Annotated in this window: 13 protein-coding genes, 1 tRNA gene and 1 pseudogene; 8 read left to right on the top strand and 7 right to left on the bottom strand. The window is 55.5% G+C overall.

What is annotated here, in order from left to right; translation table 11 throughout:
- Positions 1–578 precede the first annotated feature (578 nt).
- From G3256_RS19400 to G3256_RS07955, 4 genes and pseudogenes are all read left to right on the top strand, one after another.
- A pseudogene (locus tag G3256_RS19400) lies at positions 579–1,799 on the top strand (phage/plasmid primase, P4 family); the annotation flags it as partial.
- A gap of 187 nt (positions 1,800–1,986) precedes the next feature.
- Positions 1,987–2,433, top strand: a complete 447-nt coding sequence (locus tag G3256_RS07965) for a DUF2924 domain-containing protein (RefSeq protein ID WP_169640310.1) — start codon at positions 1,987–1,989, stop codon at positions 2,431–2,433.
- Positions 2,430–3,737: a recombinase family protein gene (locus G3256_RS07960; RefSeq protein WP_169640309.1), complete on the top strand. Its 1,308-nt coding sequence runs from the start codon at positions 2,430–2,432 to the stop codon at positions 3,735–3,737. Before G3256_RS07965 ends, G3256_RS07960 begins: the two co-directional genes overlap by 4 nt.
- Positions 3,734–4,117, top strand: a complete 384-nt coding sequence (locus G3256_RS07955) for a hypothetical protein (RefSeq protein ID WP_169640308.1) — start codon at positions 3,734–3,736, stop codon at positions 4,115–4,117. Before G3256_RS07960 ends, G3256_RS07955 begins: the two co-directional genes overlap by 4 nt.
- Before the next feature lie 180 nt (positions 4,118–4,297).
- On the opposite strand, the gene G3256_RS07950 is transcribed toward G3256_RS07955, so the two are convergent.
- Complete coding sequence (locus tag G3256_RS07950) at positions 4,298–5,665, bottom strand: HNH endonuclease (protein ID WP_169640307.1); 1,368 nt, start codon at positions 5,663–5,665, stop codon at positions 4,298–4,300.
- Between the two features lie 349 nt (positions 5,666–6,014).
- Between G3256_RS07950 and G3256_RS07945 the strand changes: the two genes are divergently transcribed.
- Positions 6,015–6,611 carry an HNH endonuclease gene (locus G3256_RS07945; protein ID WP_169640306.1) on the top strand — a complete coding sequence of 199 codons (597 nt, stop codon included), beginning with the start codon at positions 6,015–6,017 and terminating at the stop codon, positions 6,609–6,611.
- Between the two features lie 143 nt (positions 6,612–6,754).
- Here the strand turns inward: G3256_RS07945 and G3256_RS19145 are convergent, their stop codons facing one another.
- The gene (locus G3256_RS19145) at positions 6,755–7,903 is read right to left on the bottom strand and encodes a P-loop NTPase family protein (RefSeq protein ID WP_206040803.1); all 1,149 of its coding nucleotides are present in this window, start codon (positions 7,901–7,903) and stop codon (positions 6,755–6,757) included.
- A 206-nt stretch (positions 7,904–8,109) separates the two neighbouring features.
- Here G3256_RS19145 and G3256_RS07935 point away from each other — a divergent pair, with 206 nt between their 5' ends.
- The 3 genes from G3256_RS07935 (at position 8,110) to G3256_RS07925 (ending at position 13,248) form a co-directional block, all read left to right on the top strand.
- On the top strand, positions 8,110–9,276 hold the full coding sequence (locus tag G3256_RS07935; protein ID WP_169640305.1) for a hypothetical protein: 1,167 nt from the start codon (positions 8,110–8,112) through the stop codon (positions 9,274–9,276).
- 391 nt (positions 9,277–9,667) lie between these two features.
- Positions 9,668–11,602 carry an ATP-dependent nuclease gene (locus tag G3256_RS07930; protein ID WP_169640304.1) on the top strand — a complete coding sequence of 645 codons (1,935 nt, stop codon included), beginning with the start codon at positions 9,668–9,670 and terminating at the stop codon, positions 11,600–11,602.
- On the top strand, positions 11,599–13,248 hold the full coding sequence (locus G3256_RS07925) for a UvrD-helicase domain-containing protein (RefSeq protein ID WP_169640303.1): 1,650 nt from the start codon (positions 11,599–11,601) through the stop codon (positions 13,246–13,248). Before G3256_RS07930 ends, G3256_RS07925 begins: the two co-directional genes overlap by 4 nt.
- Positions 13,249–13,552: 304 nt before the next feature.
- On the opposite strand, the gene G3256_RS07920 is transcribed toward G3256_RS07925, so the two are convergent.
- The 5 genes from G3256_RS07920 to G3256_RS07900 form a co-directional block, all read right to left on the bottom strand.
- Positions 13,553–14,623: a helix-turn-helix domain-containing protein gene (locus tag G3256_RS07920; RefSeq protein WP_169640302.1), complete on the bottom strand. Its 1,071-nt coding sequence runs from the start codon at positions 14,621–14,623 to the stop codon at positions 13,553–13,555.
- Entirely contained in the window at positions 14,623–15,243 is a 621-nt protein-coding gene (locus tag G3256_RS07915; RefSeq protein WP_169640301.1) for a hypothetical protein, read from the bottom strand. Before G3256_RS07915 ends, G3256_RS07920 begins: the two co-directional genes overlap by 1 nt.
- 561 nt (positions 15,244–15,804) lie before the next feature.
- Positions 15,805–15,894: transfer RNA gene (locus tag G3256_RS07910), tRNA-Ser, on the bottom strand.
- A gap of 590 nt (positions 15,895–16,484) precedes the next feature.
- Complete coding sequence (locus G3256_RS07905) at positions 16,485–18,809, bottom strand: DUF3772 domain-containing protein (RefSeq protein ID WP_169640300.1); 2,325 nt, start codon at positions 18,807–18,809, stop codon at positions 16,485–16,487.
- On the bottom strand, positions 18,806–19,834 hold the full coding sequence (locus tag G3256_RS07900) for a cysteine synthase A (RefSeq protein ID WP_169640299.1): 1,029 nt from the start codon (positions 19,832–19,834) through the stop codon (positions 18,806–18,808). Before G3256_RS07900 ends, G3256_RS07905 begins: the two co-directional genes overlap by 4 nt.
- Positions 19,835–19,845: the final 11 nt, after the last annotated feature.

Raw genomic sequence — 19,845 nt, 5'->3', positions numbered from 1 at the left:
CAAGCCTGCATCAGCCCATCCGTGTGCCCGGCAGCGTTCACGGAAAGAATGGCCTAAAGCAACCAGTGCGGATCCTGAGCAATACCAGTAACGAGTATAACCTAAAGGCCATGGCTGAATCGCTCGACCGAATGCCGGCTCTCGGTCAAATGACAGAAGGTCTGGCTGCCCAGCGCTCTCCAGGAAACGGTGATGCAGACGTCCGCCACCTTATGACGGCGAAAATCCGCGAAGGCGGACTAGACGGTGTCACGCGCCATGACGCCATGACAAAGGTCATCGGTCACTGGATTCGAAATGCCCGCACCGGGAACTGTACACTTGAGCAAGCTCGTTCCGCAGTTCACGACCACAATCAAGCATGCATCTCGCCACCATGGCCGGGCGCCCGGATCGACCAGGAATTTAACAGGCTCCTAGACCGCGATATCGAGAACAATGGACCGATGCCGCGCCGTGCTCTGTCTGCCGCCGGCCATGGCGCACCTGAGTTCAGCGACGATGCTCTCGCCGCGGAATTTGTAGCGGTAGATGGGGAGAACTGGAAATGCGTCCGAAGCCTTGGGCAATGGTTTCATTGGGACGGCCGGCGCTGGGCCCCTGACGAAACCAACCTGATCCGAGAGTCGATCCGCCGGACCTGCCGGACGGTTTCACTGACCGCAAAACGAAAGACAACCGCCCAGCGCATAGCGAGTGCCCGCACAATCTCCGCCGTCGAGCGGATCATCGCATCTGATCCTATGGTTACGGCACTCGTAGGAGACTTTGACTCCCATCCGATGTTGCTCAATACGCCGGCGGGCGTGGTGGACCTAAGGACACGAGAGACCCTTGCACACGACCCTTCTCTTCTTTTGAGCCAGATCACCCGCGGATCGTTCAACGGCTCAGCTCCCCGCTTCAATGCTTTTCTAAGAGAGATTACCAATGGTGACGAAGCCATGATCGCGTATCTCCAGCGGCTCTTCGGCTATGCAGTCACCGGCCAGCAAATCGAGCAGATCTTCGCCTTTTTTCATGGCTCCGGTGCAAATGGCAAATCCAAGCTTCTGGAAGCCGTTAGTTATGCCTTGGGAGACTACGCCGGCACCGCCGCGGCCGATACGTTCATGGCCGCTTCAGCCGATCGTCACACCGCGGACTTGGCAGATCTTCGTGGTAAGCGGCTTGTCACTGTCTCAGAACTGGAGTCCGGCACCCGCTGGGCAGAGAGCCGCCTGAAGGCGATTACCGGTGGTGATCCCATAAAGGTTCGGCGACTCTACAAGGACCACTTCGAGGATCGGCCGCAGTACAAGATCATCTTCTCGGGCAATCACCGACCCTCCCTCTCGCGTGTTGGTGCTGCGATGCGCCGGCGCCTACATCTTGTCCCTTTCGAAGTCACGATCTCTGCGAAGAAGCAGGACAGGGCATTGTCAGAGAGGCTGCGAGGCGAGGCCGACGGCATCCTGACCTGGCTACTGGAGGGCACACGTGAATGGCAGAGAGTAGGCCTAACAACTCCGGACAAGGTCACACGGTCGACAGAGGAGTACTTTCAGGACGAAGATATTCTCGATCAGTGGCTTGAAGACTGCTGTAAAACCGGCACGGGCTTTGCAGCTAAATCCGTCGATCTTTTCAAGAGCTGGTCCGCCTGGGCAAACGAACGCGGGCACGAGTTCGGGTCTTCGAAGAGCTTTGGTGAGCGGTTACGTGAGGCGGGCTTTCAATCGACAAAAGTTAGCGGCGCGCGAGGCTGGAAAGGGGTAGCTATCCGCAGAGGGCCTCGGACCGGGGCGGCAATGTCATGAACCCGTTACCTCCCAAACAAATGACACCAACTGAGCGCCGTTCAGAACTCTGCGCTCTCCTGGCGCGCGGGTTGGCACGCCTTCGTCTTCGCCAGTCAAGTGAAGTATCCGCCAAAACGGGAGAAAGTTCGCTTCACAACTCGGCCAGCCGGAGCAGTCATGCAACTCCCGAAGTACGGAGATCCGAATGACTGATACCATCCCCGCGCGCCTGGCTGCGCTCAAAACCACCTCGACGCCAGATCTGAAAGCCCAGTGGCGCGATCTGTTCGACAGCGAACCGCCGCCCTTCAACCGGCGCTACCTTGAATCCCGACTGGCCTACCGCATTCAGGAACTGGCCTACGGCGGCTTGAAGCCGGAAACCATCAAACGACTGGAAGCGCTGGGCGAGCAGCTCGACGGCGGCAACATCACGACACGTCGCATTCGCAAGGATTTGAAGCCCATCACAGGCACCCGCCTGATCCGAGAGTGGCAGGGTGTTGAGTATCTGGTGACGGTCACCGCCGACGGCTTCGAGTGGCAGGGGCGGCCCTACAAGTCGCTATCGGCCATAGCCCGCGCCATCACCGGCACGCGCTGGAACGGTTGGGTGTTCTTCGGCCTGAAGAACCTGAGGAGACGCGCATGACAGAACGTATCGTCAGGAAGCTGCGCTGTGCCGTTTATACCCGCAAATCCTCGGAGGAAGGGCTCGAGCAGGAGTTCAACAGCCTCGACGCCCAGCGCGAGGCCTGCGAAGCTTACGTCGCCAGCCAGCGTTCCGAAGGCTGGGTGCAGGTCTACGACCGGTACGACGACGGTGGTATTTCCGGCGGTACACTGGAACGCCCCGGACTAAAACGGCTGCTTGCCGATGTCGAGGATGGCCTGGTCGACGTGGTTGTCGTTTACAAGATCGACCGCCTGTCGCGCTCGCTCATGGACTTTTCCAGGCTGGTCGAGGTTTTTGACCGGAACGGTGTGACATTCGTCTCCGTTACGCAATCCTTCAACACGACGACATCCATGGGGCGACTGACGCTGAACATTCTGCTCAGCTTTGCACAGTTCGAGCGCGAAGTAACGGCAGAGCGTATTCGGGACAAGTTTGCCGCCAGCCGCAAGAAAGGCATGTGGATGGGTGGTACGCCTCCGCTTGGTTACGCAGTGAAACACCGAAAATTAATCGTACACGAGAGTGAAGCTGCGCATGTGCGGTGGATATTCAGCCGCTTTGTTGAGATCGGGTCTGGAACTATTCTGGCGCGCGAACTGGATAAAAAGGAAATCCGGACAAGACGCGGCGGGAAGATTGACAAGAAATATCTCTACCGACTGCTTAACAACCGGGTCTATATCGGTGACGCTGTTTATAAGGGAACACCTTATCCTGGTGAACATGACGCCATTGTCGGCGACGACATTTGGGAAAAGGTTCACACCATCCTGAGTGAAAGCCCCCGTAAGCGCGCGGCGCGCACCCGTGCAGACACTCCTGCCCTTCTTAAGGGATTGCTGTACGGCCCAGATGGCGCGGCGTTCTCGCCGACCCATACGCGCAAGGGCGGCAAGCTCTACAGATACTATGTCAGCCAGACGGTGCTAAAGCACGGTGCCGGATCCTGCCCGGTGTCTCGCGTTCCAGCGGGCGAGATCGAGGCGGCCGTGACCGACCAGCTGCGTGCCGTGTTCCGCCAGCCCGATATAATCGCAGGGGCGTGGAAGGCGGCGTGCCTCCATGCCGCCGACATCCCTGAGGCCGACGCCAGCGCGGCCTTTCAGCAGTTCGACCAGCTGTGGGACGAACTCTTCCCAGCTGAGCAGGCGCGCATCGTGGCGCTGCTGGTCGAGCGGATTGATATCGACACCGATGGTCTTGATGTTCGCCTCCGGATTGACGGTCTGACCGGCTTGGCGCAAGAACTGATGACTGATCACGGAGCATTTCCATGACCCGCGCAAAGTCAATTCCGGAAACCGTGACAGTGCACATCCCGTTTCGCTTCGTGAAGCGCGGCGGCCGCAAGGAGATGCAGTTGCCGAACGGGGCGTCCAGCCAAAGTGGTATAGACGACAAGTTGATCAAGGCGCTGGCTCGTGCTTTTCGTTGGAAGCGAATGCTGGACACTGGCGAGTTCACAACCATTGGCGAACTGGCGCAGCGCGAGGCCATCGCTCCGTCCTATATGACGCGCGTTCTCCGATTGACACTACTCGCGCCCACAACCATCGAAGCTACCCTAGAAGGGAAGCAAGATCGTGAGGTGACGCTGGCCCGGGTGATGGAGCCGTTTCCGTATGCTTGGGCGGATCAGCGGCTTCGCTTCAGCTAGCAGACAAAAGCCAGAAACATACTGAGGCAGCACTATTAGCACGATCTTCCAAAGATCACTCAGTTCAATTCGCCGAGAGGAGCTCAAAGTTTCCTTTCAAGCAAGCTATTAAATTTAGCACTATGGAAGGATAGCGGCCGTAAACTTTGGGTAGGATTAATGAGTGCTATTACGGCAGGACTATATACTCGCCAGTTTTTTCATCAGAGTTTTGGCGAGATGGTCTTTGTTTTCAGCTGAATGCAAAGCCCTATGGCAGTTAGGACATACTCCAGCGCAATTCTGGGGAGTATCTGGACCGTTTTCCGCCAGCGGCACCACATGGTGGGTTTCAAGATAATGCGAGCCATCTGGCCGCTTAAAGGGTGCTGGCTGTGCGCATAGTTCGCAAATGCCATTCGCTCTGACTCGAGTGTAGGCAACTACCCTTGGATCACGCACATATACAAAGCCTGCTGACACTTCCCGCCGAGGTGTTGGATTTCCAGCTGGCGGCTCACTAATCATGTAAGGTCGTAAGATAATTTCTTTGATCTTAGCTTCCAGCTCTTCGCGGTCATCAGTTGGTGTGGCAAGGTCAAATTCCGCCAAACGAGCTTTCGCGATTGCAATAACGTCATTGGCGAAGCGATCAGGGTGATCTATAACGATCTTCTCGTAACTTTCGTTGGTGCTCGTTACCTCGTCAAATCCGCTGGCGCTTGATCTTACTCTTTGCTCGATCACGCTCACTGCATCACTATTTTTGATCTGTCCTGGTTCCCGACCAAGAGAAGCTCTTTTGCCCTGATTGCGCTTTGCTTCCTGCCATAGATGCAGAGTGTGTCCCAACTGGCTTTCCACCGGGTCAGAACTGGCAATCAACAATTTCAGAACAGCCGAGTTAGGTTCGGGAATTCGCTGCTCAACCTGCCCGGTTTTCTCAAATGCAGAGATGCGGGTGCGCACAGCTTCAGCTGCGCGATTAAGTTCTTTGTCGGAGTACGACCATATCTTTTCCTCCAAGGCGGTCGATTTTCCAATTGCGGAACCCGAATAGTTTGGGTCCAGCTGCTGAAAATGCATTAAGTGCATGTAAACACCGTCGGCATTGCGGAATTTTTCGTTGCCTCGTAGACCCTGCATGCGCGCAGCCGTCCGAATTTCGTTGGCGAGAGAAATCAATTCATCCGAGCTTTTTCCAGGGATTTTTGGCGCATGGCCACGATAAAACTGGATCGCCAAAGCCACTTCGGCTTCTGTCCAGTTAGGATTGCTACTTGGTGGTGGGTCGGAGACAACTTCAAAGCCGAGCGATTCCAGAACACTCACAGTCTCAGCTAACCCACCGGAAAATTCAGCGCTTTTGAGCGGCAGTGAATTTGGCGAGATATAACCGTGGGCTGCCCCCAAAATGGCTTTGGAATCATAAAATTTTCCGTTCCAAAACAACATGTAGGTCTTGGCGGTACGGAAGCCGTACTTTCGTAAAAACTGGGTTTTGCCGAGTTCGTCGTACTCATCGCAAGCTGCTATAATGGCGTCGAAAGAAATATCATGAATTGTCATTCTGGGATTTTGCCCAAGCGCTAAAAAATCACAAGGTGGGATTTTAATGTTCAACTAATCTGCAAGCAGCAATAGAAATAGGCAGTGCCGACGCCCGGATCGGGCGTGAAACCCAACACTGGTCAACGAAAGTTTTCCAAAATCTGCAGAGCGACCACTTCGACACTTTAATTTAATGGCTTTTCTGTCTGGTCTTGACCCTAAGTGGAGCATGGTGACGAATGCGTTGAATGGCAGGTGCCAGCCCAAAGCGGTTGTCCATTCCGGATAGAACTCCGGGAGGTCAACGGAGCTTCGCCACAAGTTGGCTTCCGCGCACGTTTGAGCCTTCCGTGAAAAAATGGAGCGATTGCAAGAAGAAACACCGGGTCGTACGGTATTACTAAAAATGGTTTGGGAGGTTGATTTGAAGGCATCCAGCATAAGGAAACACCTGAAGCCGAACAAAATTTTGGGTCGAAAGAGTACTTTTTCGAACGCATTCGCTTCAGCTCTTGCGCCATATGATGAGTATTCGGAAGCTGCTATCGCCGAGGCAATTGATGACCTCGACCAAGATCCGACCGAAGATCTCTACTGCGTCTATTGCGGGAAAGAAGCCGCAACATGGGACCATGTTTTCAACCGAGTCGCGAACGGTGAATTTTCCGGCTACGGGCATCGCATCCGCAACCTAGTTCCATGCTGCAGAACGTGCAACGAGAGGAAGGGAAAGAAGAATTGGAAGACTTTCTTAGAACTACTCAACTCGGATGACAAAGATCTACGCATCGGACGTATGGAGCGGTTTCTTCATGCTCATGCAGTTCCTGATGACTACAAAATCATCCAGAGCAAAGCTCCGGAAGAGCTGAGCCAGTTTTTACAAATACGAGACCAGATCTTCCGCCTTATGTTGGAGGCAGATCAACTGGCGGATTCAATCCGGAAAAAAGCAACTTCTTGAAGCGACCCGTTCCGGACGTTCGGTGCTAATTCCTGCGCCGCAGTGCAGCTTCTGAAAAGCCGAGATTGATCAATTCTGCAACTGGCTATTGAAACTGAAAGCTGCTCAGCATTCCCAGCAGCCTTCAACCACGTGAGCTTTGATTATTCGATGGGCTTGTCTGCCCGCTGGTCGGCGTAGGCTTTGAGCATAATTTCCGTGTACTCAACGGTACTGAAGGTGTGCTCGCCCAGCGCAGGCCAAGCAAAAGGCAACTCACGCAAACAAACTTCTTGCTCAACCCTTATGCCGAGCAGTGCTGCTACTGCCAGAGCCGATACTGGGTCCTTGCCTTCCGGCCAAAGGTCTTCGTCAAAGGTGATCCAGACATCATTGTCTTCATGAACGTTGATTTCTGCATATAACGCGCCCAGACGCTCGCTCGCATTCGAAGCATCTTCAATAAGTGCGCTTCGGATCAACAGTGTTATTTTCTCCGGATTGAGGTCCAATTTCAGCCGTGTGTCTCTGACATCTACCACTAGATCAGGTCTCCTTTGAATGTCTGCATCCGAAAGCGGCTTAGCTTCAGTATCCGAATCTTCCAGCCACCAAGCATTTTCGTGGATATCGAGTGGAGACGCGGCACAACTTGGACAATGCCAAAGGCTGTTCGCGATCTGTTCACCGGTTATCGATGAGTCACAATGCAGACAATACCATATCTTTTCCTCAGTACCGTTTATCGGATGGCGGACAACTCCTTGTTTGTCGGGCATTGTAGTCCGTCTCGGCCAATCTGATGCAATGCCGGCACGTTCCTGTTCCGCGCGTTTGAGTGCGATCTCAAGTGCCTGATGCTGAAATCGCGCTTCGTTAACGGGTGCCTCATGTTCGATCTGCTTTGCGATCTCAAGACGAGGTGCCTTGTTAGGAGCTTCCGGAACGTGAAGGTGCCATCCCGTTCCGCACATATGAACATCGCCCAATGAAACAGTGAGTTGGTATTCATGACCTTCAATCTTACCGTGTTGAACATCCTCTTCGAAAATCAATGCTTCGATGTAAGAGCCACTTTCAGATCGGCTTGATTCATTTGCAGGAAGTAAGTCTATGAACATGTTTTCTACGCGCGATAGTTGCGCCTTCGTTGGGCTCCAACCTGCTCGATGCGCCTTCATGACTTCATTCCAGTGTGAGAACTCCAGAGTCGTTGCAACGATGTCGCGTCCTTGGTGTAGAGGGACCCGTCGTGCACGTGCGTAGCGCTTTGAAAGTTCTTTGAGCTTCTTGAGTGAGTAATTCGGTTTCATGATCCATATCCGAACTGGATCCGAAAAGGTGCCCGCTGCTTATCGGACCCTGCAAAAGGCATGGTATCCTAAAAAATCGAAATCGCGTTGCTTTGCTTTGCATGGCGGGCACACCGGCCTACGCGCTAGGCCGAATTTAGTATCCGACGAGATCTGAAGAAGGTCAAGCGGACCTTGCCCGACACTGTGGAATTCAGCTACCAGTAATGCAAACACTAGCCTCACAAGATGCGCGCGTCGGAGATTTCAGTGTTGAAGCGCAGGCCAATTTCAGTCGAGTGTTGGACCAAGAAGTAAGCTTTGACCCAGCTCACACTACCCTCTCAGCTCTCAGCTCTCTGGCAGATGCTATGATTCTTTACAAAACAATCGCTCTAAGACTCGGAAAAAATCTCGACAACGAGCAACCTGCGAATATGCGTGGCACTGATGGGCAGCCCGTCTTGTCTGAGGAAGTCCGTCAGCACTGGCGAGAAGTTTTAAGCGATCTCGCCTCGGCAAGAATTTATTTGCTGGATCACAATGCAGCGAATTACCTCGATTCCCTGAGAATGGGTATCCAAGGAATGCCATGGGAAAACAGGTCAGAGTCCGACATTCAAGGCTATGTCCGTGACGTCGACCTCCCGCGTGACCTTATTTGGATCGAATACGACGACCGCAAACTGTGGGAGGATCGTGCTGTAAGAGGAATTACAGCACTGAATGAGGATGAACTGAGCAATCGGCACCAGCGAGGGTTCCTCTTTGATAATCGGTCTTCCGATAAGCTGACTGTGCGTCTTTATTCAGCGATGACGGATACAATATTTCTTGATGCGCCTTTCCTGCTGACGATATCGAAATCGCAAGATGGCCGGCATGACTTTAACAACGTCAGTTGGCAACCGGAGCGGGTCGTTATTGCGGGGCTTATGAGGACAGGACTGCTAACCGACAAAGATTCGTTTGTTGAGCACTTCGAAGAATATAAAGGCCATCTCACCTACGAGATGGTGATTGGGTTTATGCTCTTCGCAGCTCTTGCAGCTCGTGAAGACGATCTGCTTGCGACAGAGGTTTCAAGCCTATCATCATCTCAGATCAAAACAGCGCGGAAATTTAACAAGGTTTGGATGACCGAAACGCTAAAGTCTCATGTCACCATTCGAATTGGACCAGCGGCTGAGCGGCATTTGACTGAGCAGAAAGCGAGACTTCGATTTGAAGAGGCTCACGCTACAAGTCGAAACACGCCAACAGAGCATTGGGTAGCCGAACATGAAAGACGCTATTCAAACGGGAAAGTCGTCCGAGTTCGTGCACACAAGCGAGGGCAATCACCCAATAGAAGCGTGCCGGCTCGGGTCGTGGGACCGAAAGCGCAAGGCTGAGTTTTCTAAATTACGCCTATAAGAGCGCAATTTTTAAGGATTTCTTCGCAAGCGGCCCACACCGGACCTCCATCTCGACATCGAGCGCCGCGTTGCAGTTTCCTTGAAGCGGACATCCAGCACCCAAGCCAATTTGGGCTAATGCAGGATAATCGGCCAGCATAAGCATGACAGCTTCGTCGGAAGAACCGGAATGAACAGTTTTCAGGGTAGTTCCTAGATTGCCGCCATTCGATACGGCTCAGATAGCATCTATCCCCAGTCCGTTTGTTCGAAGTAATGTATTATGAGCGCGAGTGCAGATTTCTAAATGACCATTTTCAGAAAGTGATTCATTGAATACCCGCTGCAATAACTCACGATCGTCCGATTTGTCAGTGGAGAAGGCCCAATGAAGCTCACACATTTGCGTACATGCAACTTCCGATGCTTTGGGGGCATCGAGACAGAAATCGCGTTAGACAGTACAACGTTCATTCTTGGACCGAACGGCGCCGGTAAGACGGCGGTGCTGCAGGCGCTGGCAAGGATGTTCAGTCTCGATCCCGCGCAGCGTAGGATCAGAACCTCCGATTTTCATATCCCCGCCGACGAGGCGCACGATGCTGCACCAGAAGAGCGCAGTCTTTGGATCGAGGCCGATTTCGAATTCCCAGAGCTTGAGTTGGAAAACGTCGACATGCCCGCTGTGCCGGGTAACTTCGCGCATATGCTCATGGTGGACGATGACGAGGTCGTCCGCGTCCGCTTCCGGCTGGCAGCAACCCTCGATCAGGACGGTGATATCGAGGAAACCTTCACCTACGTTACCGAAGCTGACGAGGACGGGTTGCCCGTAGAGGAAAGCCGGGCCTCCAAGCAAGATCGCAACGCCATTCAGGTGCATTACCTCCCTGCTCGCCGCGATCCATCGGACCATATCTCTTACTCCGCCAACGCCTTAGTGGGCCGGGCATTGCGAGCCGCCGACTGGAGCGTCGAGCGCACTGAGGTCAATGATCTTACAGCGCAAATTACCGATGCCCTAAGTGGGAACGCCGCCATTGAAGGCATCAGCGACTCGCTGACCGACATCTGGGGTCAGCTTCACAGGGGCGAGTTTTTCGCCAACCCGTCAATCTCTTTTGCGCAAAGTGAGGTCAACGCGCTTCTCCGCCATCTGAGCCTTACCTTCACGCCAGGCCACGGCGAGGCGCTCGTCGACTTCTCACGACTAAGCGACGGTCAGCAATCCTTGCTGTATATCTCTCTGGTACTCGCAATGCGCGAGATCGGCGACAAGGTGCTCGCCGGTGAACTAGAAGCTTTCGACATCGACAAACTGCGGCCCGCCATCTTTACCTTAATCGCGGTCGAAGAGCCGGAGAACAGCCTTTCACCGCACTATCTCGGGCGCGTAATCCGCGCGATTTCCGAATTTGCAAACGGTCAGAATGCACAGACCCTGGTGGCTACGCACGCCCCATCACTTTTGCGTCGCGTCGCCCCTGAGACTATCCGCTATCTGCGGTTAGACGGCGATCGTCGAACGGTCGTCGCTCGGGTTGTTCTCCCGGAAAATGTGGACGCGGCAAAATATGTGCGTGAAGCCGTACACGCCTTCCCTGAATTATACTTTGCCCGTTTCGTCATTCTGGGTGAAGGCGACAGCGAAGAAGTCGTCCTGCCGCGGATGCTCGCTGCACGCGGCGTTCTCACGGATGATGCATCGATTTCGGTTGTCCCTTTGGGCGGGCGCCACGTCAACCATTTCTGGCGGTTACTGCACGGGCTGGGCATCCCGCACGCGACTTTGCTTGATCTCGACCTTGCCCGCTTTCAGGGTGGCTGGGGCAGGATCAAGTACGCTGCGACGCAACTTCTGAAATATAGCGACGTGGAGAATGCGGGCATTGACGAAGATGAAATAGCAGCCATCCCAGCTTGGAATAGCGAACAAGGACTTTTGATCGATGACGATGATTGGTTCGAGTATTTCAACGAGCGCGGCGTCTTCTTTTCGTCGCCGCTTGATCTCGACTTTATGATGATCGAGGCGTTCGCCGAAGTCTATCGAGTTGAAGATGACGAGCGCGAAGAACCAGATGAGACAACGCTCAAGGCTGTCCTCGGCAAAAAACACGATACCGTGGCAGGGCAATATACAGACGACCAGCTTCAGCTGTTCGATGCCTACCACCGTCGCTTCAAGTTAGGCAGCAAGCCAGCTTGGCATATCCGGGCAATGGCAGCGATTGATGATGCAGAAATTGCTGCGGACATGCCCGCGGCCATGACCGCGCTAATCGACTATGTCGAAACCGAGCTCGAAGGCTTACCTGAATGATTGCAGTGGAACGATGGTCTCCCGTGGATGGCTTAACGCTTGAGCCGAACGCGTTGGCTGCTGCAACAGAGATTGCGCGCAATTTGGCCCTCACCGCGGGTCCCGGCGCTGGCAAGACTGAAATGTTGGCGCAACGTGCCGACTTCCTGCTTCGCACTGGAACTTGCCGTTACCCTCGCCGGATCCTCGCCATATCGTTCAAGACTGATGCTAGCCAAAATCTCAAGGCACGCGTCCGAAAACGCTGTGGACCTGGGCTGGCTGCGCGATTCGATAGCTACACCTTCCATGCCTTCGCTAAACGGATCATTGAACGGTTTCGCCCGGTGCTGAGCGGACGCGATGCGCTAAACCCTGATTATTCGATTGGCCCGCGCCGTGTGCAGCACCAGTCCATCACGTTCGCCGACATGGTGCCGCTCGCTTGCAAGATCATCGAAGACAGCCTAGTCGCCCGAAATGCGGTGCGACAGACCTATAGCCATGTCTTCCTGGATGAGTTTCAAGACTGCACGGATGAGCAATATCGCCTGATACTCGCAAGTTTCGGCGACACCCCGACAATCCTGACGGCTGTCGGCGATACCAAGCAAAGCATCATGGGCTGGGCCGGAGCGCTCGAGGGTATCTTCCATACCTTCGCCGACGCTTTCGATGCGCTGCCGCGCAATCTCTATCAGAATTTCCGTTCCGCGCCGGCGCTCCGTCGGATGCAGAATGCGATGGTCAAAGTGATGGATCCGCCAGCAGCGCTCGACGATGCCGATATCATTGGCGACGAGGGTGAGATTTGCATTCTTCGATTTGAAGATGACGATGACGAAGCCAGTGGCTTGGCTGAGCGAATCCGCGACCTGATCGACGATGGCATCGAGCCCTCCGAGATTGCGATCCTAGTCAGCAAACAACAAAGTCTTTATTGTCGGCGTCTCGTGGCTGCTTTTGAGGCGGAAGAGATTCCGTTTCGGGAAGAAGATACGAAGCAGGACTTGGCGTCGGAGCCGGTCGCCTCCCTACTCATCGATTTTCTTCTGATCGCAAGTGGCTCGCGCCAACCCTCCGCTTATCGTCGTTTGCTTGATCTGGTTGTTTTCAACCATGGCTATGACGAGGAACGCGAATATCAGCTGCGATCGCGCTGGGATCGCTTCGTAAACGAAACCAAGCAGAAGATTGCGGCGCATGAGCTCGATCTTCGGCAGATGGACGATTTGCAAGCTCTCGCCATATCACTGGTAGACAATGTTGGGCGTGATAGTCTCATCTCTTTATCCCCGGACTATGAGCATGGCGATCGCTGCGATGAGCTCATCGCCCAAACTCTTGAGCATGCGCACATGCTGCTGCAGAGCCAAGCGGACTCATCAACAGCTCTAGCCTCATTTTCGGGTGACAGCGCTGTTCGCATTATGTCGGTGCACAAGAGCAAGGGCCTGGAGTTCGATACGGTAGTCATCCTTGGGGTCGAAAAAGAAACCTTTTGGGGCGAGCCGTCAGCGGAACGCGCAGCTTACTTCGTCGCGATCTCGCGCGCCAAACAACGGCTTCTGCTGACCACGTGCAGCCAACGCCAGCGTCCGCAAGGAGCGAAACGCTGGTCTATTAAACGCCATGAGTACGACGAATTTCTTGCCTACGTACCATGACCACTAAAGAGTTGGACTGTCTGACGCCGGCGCCAATTGGACGGCTTAGGCCGATTTGATAAGGGAAGTTTTCTTCACCTTATCCGCCACTGGTGTTACACCCAAATGCTGCAGCCGCAGCTTGCAGATGGGCACGGAGATGTGCACCCGGATCTTCTTCAAAGAACAATATGTTCCGATCTCCCATGAGTTCTCACTGCGTAATTATTTGTGTGTCGGGCGGCGAAGAATTGGACACTTGCGGCCGGCGTAGGTGCGCAGATGTGTGTTTCCCTTAGTGCTACGTTGCGCCACCGCAGTATTTCTATTTGACCACTCGCAGGGAAGGCTTGCGAACCTCAAGCGAGGCGCCTTGATCTGGCGATAGCCGGAAAATCAAAGCTTCTATTTCTTCTAGCGGAATCCCAAGATCTCTAGCAATGTTCTCTTTCGTCATACCCTTGGACCAAAGAGCGGCCAACACCTTAGCTAGCACGGTCGAAACCTCTCGCTCGATCCCGTCGGGCTCGCCGCTGCGATAACCCCGCTTCCCGAGCTCAATCAGCAATGAACGGTAGTTCCATTCGCTGATGTAGCCCAGCGAGTTGAGCCGGTAAGCTAAAGCCATGGCGGACACCTTCCACCGTTTCTTTGCCGCGATAATCTGCCCCGCCGTAAATAGGTGCGCATAATCCATTACGTCGCTTTCGGGCATCAGGAACGCCGATGCGAACCTGTCGGCCTGCGTCTCTGCTTCTTTATCAGTCTTCGAGTCCGCATGATGATGCAAGACAAGGTGTCCAAGCTCATGCGCCGTGTCGAAGATGGATCGTTCCGCCGTCTTCTCTTGGTTTAGGAAAACGTAAGGATGTTCCCCGCGCCAAAAGGAGTATGCATCAACGTTCTTGGTCGCCTCTGATAGAGACAGGACGCGAATACCCTTGGACTCGATCAGCTTGAGAACATTGCCAATTGGCCTGTCCCCAAGCCCCCAATGCTGGCGCAGAAGGCGCGCGGCGACAAACGGGCGGCGGCGCTCTTTGCTCAGGTCGATCAGGTCAGCGGAGGGCAGATTGAAACGGGCATCAATCCATTCGTAAAGCTCAATTCCCAACGATCCTGCCGCTTCCGCCGCGCGGCGTTCTTTCGCCTTCATGCGGGCCAGACTGCGGAAACTCACCGCATCGGTATCAATGCGTTCTGGTGCCTCTCTGAAAAAGAAATCAAGAGGGTAGGAAAGCGCCATGGCAAGGCGCTTTGCGGTCGCTTCATCGGGCGCATGCCCGTTTTCATACTTCGAGAGAGTTACCGCTGACACGCCTACGCGCTCTGCGAGTCCCTTCGCAGTCAGCATCCGTCTTTCGCGGGCTGTTTTGAGACGGTCTGAGTTGAACATTAGTCTTTGAAAGAAACTTGGATTTCGAAGTCATCAATAGGACCGGTATCGGTGTCCGGCGCTGCCTCCCAGTCGCTGTCCAGCGAGTAAATGTAGATTCGCTCGATCCAATCGACGTACTTGCCCTTCTCGATGACGGGGCAGGAAAGCTCAACGCTTCCATCAAGACCGACCATCACATAGTATGTCCGTATTCCGTCATGCACCCCGGTCAGGGGACCGGCTTCAACGCCAGCATGTTCGAAGAGCGTGGGAGACGACAGCGCAGCAGCACCGCTACCCTTTTCAGACCGAGGCAGCGGCGGCATGTCCGCGCAGCTCTTGTCAACATTTTGGAATGCAATGCGCACGCTACGATCCCGGCGCACTACGGATTCGACACCGCAGGCTCGGTCTGGGAGGTAGTCGGACCCGACAAGCTGTTGGCGCAGTTCGCCAACACCGTGAATATAGGACAGCATGCCGGCCGCGTTTTGCGGCATAGAAGGGCTGGCGTCGTCTGCGTAGGCGCGGGCAGTATGTCCGATAGCCTTGATCTGTTGGCGCGTGCAGCCAAAGTCCTCAAGGCGGTTTTCTACGTCTACCAGCGTGGAGACAATCACGGTGTTGAATGTCGGCAATGCTCGACCCCTTTAAGATTTTCAACATCATATGATGTCGAAGTTCTTAAAGGCAAGTGAAATCTGCAGCTAAATTTGAAGTTTGCAAAGTTAACGTTCTGCGAGCTGCCGATTCTGGTGCGCATCATCGTATCACTGTCTTGATACTGCCGGTGGCAAATGACTGCTTTCCTTGTTTCGACTTGCCACCTTGCGCTCGCAGCGAATGACCGCTTCCCGCCCGTAGTGAAGCCCAGTTCATGGCGGTATCGCGGTAAACCGTGTTCGCTAGAGTTCCCCGAAGTGATAGTGGCGACAATGATTTTGATTTCGGTTTCATTTGGTCGAACAAGACTGATATCGAACGGAGTTTCCGACTTCCAAAATACCGGATAAGGAACAACGCCTTACAAAAAATTCACCAAATTCGGAAAGTCATGAGGTTCAGAGAACATCGTCCCAAAGAGAACTAAAGGTCCACCCAACACAGAAACAGGTGTTCAGCCCGCACCGCATAACCCTTGAAAATGAGGGAAAAATCAGGCTTCAGTCCTATTGGCAGCAACGTTTCTCGAGGGCAAGTGGCGGAGCGACAGGGATTCGAACCCTGGAGACGGTCTCCCGCCTACACACTTTCCAGGCGTGCGCCTTCGACCACTCGGCCACCGCTCCGTCCGGGCGGTTTACCTTGCCCGCGCCGTGCTTTGCAAGAGGCAAATTTCGACCTGCCGGCCTCGTTAAGAGCAGCTCAATATCCAGGCACACGCATCGGTTCATGCGAGTTTTCTTTCCGATTTTCCCGGCAGGAACAGACCGGTTACACCCGGCCGCGCGCCATGGTGGCGCCACAGGGCGTCAGATTAATCAGGTTGCGGCCTTTGCCAGTCCGGATCAGACGCAAAGCGCGCGCCCCACGCGGTTGTTGCACACTAAGCCTTTTAACCAGCCCCGGATTTGCAACAAATGCCGCTTGCGCCGTCTGCTCTCCGATAGAAGGTGCGTTCATCGCGTCGAACATGTCGTCAACAGCTTACGAAACGCCCGGCTGTCTGCCATATCGCAAGCAGGCCGGACCTCCGGCAGAGACAAGCGGATCCATCTCCCCGTCAACCTTGACGCAACTTACGATCTCTGCTGCGCCATCGTCCCGGGGACTTCACCCGCATCCCCGGAACGCCCGCACCAGGTCGGATAAGAGAGCGCCGGAACCACAGCATCGGCCTCTCTCCGAAGGGAACGGTGTGAGTGATAAACCGGCACGCTCATGCCTCGTCGTTTTTGGGCGCTTTGAGCGTCTCGGGATTGCGCAGCCAGACATCGCGCTGTGCGAACGGGATCTCGATACCTTCCTCGGCAAACCGTTTCGCAATAGCATGATTGATATCGGTCTGGATGTTCAGAATCCAGTTCACATCCCGCAGGATCACACGGATCTCAAAATCCAGACTATCCGCACCAAAGCCGCTGAAGACGATATTGGGCGCCGGGTTGGTCAGCACCATAGGCTGGTCCTCAGCGATTTCGCGCAGGATTTTTTCGACGCGTTTTGTGTCTGTTCCATAGGCCACGCCGACCTTGACGATCAGCCGGCCAACGGTATTTCCCCGGGTGTAATTGGTCACTGTGCCGGAGACCAGATCGGAGTTCGGCACGATCACATCGGTACGGTCAAAGGTCTCGATCCGCGTGGAGCGCACCGAGATATCTTTGACATATCCCATCTGTCCGCCAACCTCGATCCAGTCTCCTTCAGAGATCGGGCGCTCAATCAGCAGAATGATACCGGATACGAAATTCGACACGATCGTCTGAAGACCAAACCCGATACCAACCGACAGCGCGCCCGCGACAATCGCCAGACCTGAAAGGTCAATGCCGGCTCCGGTGATGGCCACGAGCCCGGCCAGAAATATCCCCAGATAACCGACACCGGAGATTACTGCATTCTGACCGCCGATATCCATGCGCGTCTTGGGCAGCACACTCTGGCGCAGCGTGCTCTGAATGAGCCTGGTGATCGTATAACCGATGGCAAAAATGATCGCGAACTTCAGGAAGTCCGAAGGCGAAATGCGGGTCCCGCCGATATCGAAGCCGCGCATGAAAAGCGTCCAGAGTTCCGCCAGTTCGGCAACCCTTGTTCCCCAGACAAGCGCCAGCAAAGGCAGCGAGGCCAGCACCAGCACAAAGCCTGCAAAGATGGCGACAAGACCTTCACGCGCCTCTGCCCCCTGCCCCGAGACAAGCCCGTAAAGGTCAGCCAGAAACCGCTGCAGTGCCATGACGAGGCCAAGAACGAGGAAACTTGCCACGGTGGGATAGAGCAGCGCATTGCCTGCTTCTGAATAGCCGGCAGCCGCCATCACAGGCGCCGTCACCGAAACAATCATCGCCAGCGTTCCGGCCGCGCGCAGCACGCGTGCCAGACCGCTGCCACGCACCGGCTCGTCCGTGTCGCTCTCACCATGGACTTCATAGGCGCGCAGCATCAGTCCGATGAAGAAAAGGGCGGCTCCCATCAGCAGCACAATCGGAAAGGCAATGACGGCGACCGAGGCCGAGGAGACATGCTCTAGCCCGAAGACCAGATCAACCACACCGCGCGATACAAAAAGCACCGAGATGATCAGCATGTAAAACCGGGCCCTTGACCGGTTTTCCGCCGATAACACAATCAGCGCCTCTTCTTCGTCCCGCGAAAAAAGCCGTTCGGCAAGCCAGCGAAATCCGAGCAGGAAACCGCCCCAGAGGGGCAGAAACTCAAATATCTGTTCCATGCGGCTGCCCAGCAGCCCGGTCTGGCGGAACGCATAGGTCAGCAACAGCACCCCAGTGAGCGGCAGGAAGATCCGGAAGAGCGAGACCAGGAACCGCCAGACGCCGGTGCCGCGTCCGCCCCAGCGGCGCATGTAGGACAGCGCCATGCCGGCCCAGGCACGCCCGCGTATGATCAGCATCAGCGCCACCGCCGTCATCAGCAGCACAAGCGGCAGCTGTTCGCGCAGGCTCTCGCGCCGCACCGGGTCGCGCACGGAGGCAATTTCGTCGTTCAGATCACGCACCACGCGTCCCATGTCCGAGAGTGCGGCCGGCCAGTGCAGCGGGTTGAGCGGGCTCGGGCCCAGCGACAGCAACCGGCGGGTTTCGCGCTCGCGGATGATCATATCGATCTCGCGGATGAGCCCGTCTGAGCGGGTGAAAGCCTCTTCAGCCACGCGCAGCGGTGCCTCAAGTGCCTGCAGCTGTGATTTCAGCTCATCCCGGCGTGCTGCAATATCTTCTGATTCCGGCCGGTCCTCCGGCTCCGGTCCGAGCGCTGAAATCTGCTGTTCCAGGGTCGCGATACGTGCGTCATTCTCTACGCGTCGCGACGAAAACTCTTCACGAAAAGCCGCAATCCGCCGGCGCAGATCTTCCAGTTCGTCGATACTGCCGTCGCCGGAAGCCAGCCTTTCTTCAGCCTCAGACGCCATGGAATCCCAGAACGGGTACACCGTGTCGTCACTCGTCAGACGGTCCTGTGCCGCCGCCGCCCCCGCCAGCGCAAGGAACAGACATGCCGCCAGGGTGCGCAGGAAAGCTGTCATACGTCTTCGAAAACGCCGGGGATACTCGCCGGCGCCCGGTCCATCCAGTCAGGCACGGGCAGCCCCTTGCCGGAGAGAAACTCAGGATTAAAGAGCTTGGACTGATAGCGCGTGCCGAAGTCGCACAGAATGGTCACGATGGTGTGGCCGGGCCCGAGGTCGCGGGCCAGCCGCATCGCACCTGCCACGTTGATGCCGGATGAGCCGCCAAGGCAAAGCCCTTCGTTCTGCAGCAGGTCAAACACGACCGGCAATGCTTCGGCATCCGGGATTTTATAGCAATAATCGGGTGTGAAACCTTCGAGATTTGCGGTGATCCGTCCCTGCCCGATGCCTTCAGTGATCGAATTTCCGCCGGCTTCCTCACCGGTGTAAAGCTTATAGAGCCCGGACCCTTCGGGGTCAGCAAGCCCCATTTTCACACCACGGGACTGCAGGGCCTCGCTCACGCCTGCCAGCGTGCCACCGGAGCCCACCGCACAGATGAACCCGTCCACTTTGCCGCTGGTTTGCTCCCAGATTTCCGGCCCGGTGGTTTCGACATGGGCCTGACGGTTGGCCACATTGTCGAACTGGTTCGCCCAGATCGCACCGTTCGGATCAGACTGCGCCAGCCGTTCGGCCAGACGCCCGGAGTATTTCACGTAGTTGTTGGGATTGGCATAGGGCACGGCAGGCACCTGGATAAGCTCGGCCCCCGCGATGCGCAGCATATCCTTTTTCTCCTGGCTCTGCGTCTCAGGGATCACGATCACGGTCCGGAATCCCATCGACGCACCGACGAGCGCCAGACCGATACCGGTATTGCCGGCCGTACCTTCCACGATTGTACCGCCGGGACGCAGCAGACCTTTTGCCATGGCATCGCGGATAATGAAGAGCGCCGCACGGTCCTTGACCGACTGGCCGGGGTTCATGAACTCAGCCTTGCCCAGGATCTCACAGCCGGTGGCTTCGCTGGCCTCTCTCAGCCGGATCAGCGGTGTGTTTCCGATCGCCTGCGCGAGATCTTTTGCAACGTGCATGCCTGTGCCCC

Source organism: Roseobacter ponti, assembly GCF_012932215.1.
In the GTDB taxonomy this organism is placed as follows: domain Bacteria; phylum Pseudomonadota; class Alphaproteobacteria; order Rhodobacterales; family Rhodobacteraceae; genus Roseobacter; species Roseobacter ponti.
The sequence above is the reverse complement of the archived record's forward strand: the minus strand, read 5'-3'. Positions and strand labels throughout refer to the sequence as shown.